The sequence below is a fragment of the Azospirillum sp. genome, from assembly GCF_050789165.1.
In genome coordinates this window covers 1-1,533 of the sequence record NZ_JBOZRT010000147.1, presented here as the reverse complement: position 1 = coordinate 1,533, position 1,533 = coordinate 1, and the positions used below count along the sequence as shown (strand labels likewise).

The window sequence follows — 1,533 nt, the reverse complement described above, 5'->3', positions numbered from 1 at the left end:
TGGTGGCGCTCGGCGCGGCCGAGCAGGAGCCGGCGGCGCTGGTGTACCACGAGGATGATTTCTTCGGCAGCCTGGCGGTGTCGAGCTTCAGGTTTGGGGCGGCGGCGGCGTAGGAACTGCCACCGGCCACGCCGCGTCCTTGCGCCCCCGCTCGCAAGCGCGGCTGCGAGCATTGCCCGTTACGGACACGCTCCTTCCTGCGCAGTAGCCGCCGCAGCCGGGGTGGCGCCCAGCTGCTGCATGATCGAGGCAAGATCGATCCACACGTTCTCGCGCCGGATCAGGCCGCTTGGATCCATGTCGAACACGTGCAGCAGGCGAAAGCTCAAGCGGCGGCCGCTGCCGGGAATGCCGAACGGGGTTCCCGGCGCAGTTCCTTCCCACAGGCTCTCGTCGACGACAAAGTCCGGCCCGTAGTAGCGTCGCAGCGACGTCACCTTCTCGCCGGAAAGGTCAGCAAACAGCGCGTCGTAGAAGCCGCGTGCCTGCGCCCTGCCATGCAGCGGACCGGTGGGCGAGCCCACCACGTCATGCTCGACCTCCGGGACCATCGTACTGAGCACGCCCTCGACGTCGTCCTCCGCCTCGAAGCGGAAATGGCGATCAATCATCCGATCGAACTGCTCCCTGGTAGTCTGTTCCATGGTGCTCCTCTCTTGACGTGAATGAAGTATAATGAGACTGTACTCTATTTATGAGACGCTTGTCTCATTATGAACTTATGAATTCGAATACGTCAAGTGGGGACGGTGTTCCCGCAGCGGCCGGGGAAGGCCGCGCCAATCAACGGCGGCGCACGCGGCGCGCGCTCATCGAGGCGGCGCTCGCGCTCTGCGAGGGCGGCCGCAAGCCCAGCTTCCCCGAAGTGGCCGAGCGCGCAATGGTGTCCCGTGCCACGGCTTATCGCTACTACTCTTCGGTCGAGGACCTGATCAGCGACGCGATGTTCGAACGGGCAGTGCCCGCGCTGGAGAGCTTCTGCAGTCCCGGGCAAGACGATCCGGCCGAGATGGCCGCCCGCGCGGCGCGCACCATGAACAAGCTGTTGCTCGACGATGAGGTGGGACTGCACGCGGTCGAGCGTTCGTTCATGTCCGCATGGTTGGACAACCCGCAGCAATCGCGCCCGCCACGGCCTGCGCGGCGAATGCAATACATCGGTCCGATCGTCGATTCATTGAAGGGCGAGTTGACGCCGGCGGCGCGCCGCCGGCTGGCCCATGCGTTGGCCACGGTGATGGGAACGGAGGCGGCGCTGTCGCTACGCGATGTGGCCGGCGCCAGTGTCGATGAGGCGCTCGCGGCCTGTGGCTGGGCCGCGCAGGCCCTGGTACGGCAGGCGCTTGCCGAAGCCCGCGAGCGATCCGGCAAGCGCTAGCGAAAATCCGCCACCGCGGGGATGCTGGTCAAGGCGCGGGCGCGCCGGGGCCAACGGCTATTCCTGCACCGAGCCGCGCTTGCCGCGCGCCGCATCGGCCGCGCGCTGGGCAGCTTTTTCGGCCGCGATGCGCTCCTGCTCTGCCACCTCTTCCT

At 66.9% G+C, this 1,533-nt stretch carries 2 protein-coding genes; one reads left to right on the top strand and one right to left on the bottom strand.

Annotation, left to right across the window (positions count from 1 at the left end; translation table 11 throughout):
- Positions 1-179: 179 nt before the first annotated feature.
- Positions 180-644 carry an ester cyclase gene (locus ACRWK7_RS30550; protein WP_431860880.1) on the bottom strand — a complete coding sequence of 155 codons (465 nt, stop codon included), beginning with the start codon at positions 642-644 and terminating at the stop codon, positions 180-182.
- Between the two features lie 77 nt (positions 645-721).
- Here ACRWK7_RS30550 and ACRWK7_RS30545 point away from each other — a divergent pair, with 77 nt between their 5' ends.
- A complete protein-coding gene (locus ACRWK7_RS30545) occupies positions 722-1,378 on the top strand; it encodes a hypothetical protein (protein ID WP_431860878.1) in 657 nt (218 codons plus the stop codon).
- Positions 1,379-1,533 lie beyond the last annotated feature (155 nt).

Coding starts and splice junctions, on each gene's coding strand:
- ACRWK7_RS30550 (WP_431860880.1), bottom strand. CDS start 644: ATGGAACAGACTACCAGGGAGCAGTTCGATCGGATGATTGATCGCCAT.
- ACRWK7_RS30545 (WP_431860878.1), top strand. CDS start 722: ATGAATTCGAATACGTCAAGTGGGGACGGTGTTCCCGCAGCGGCCGGG.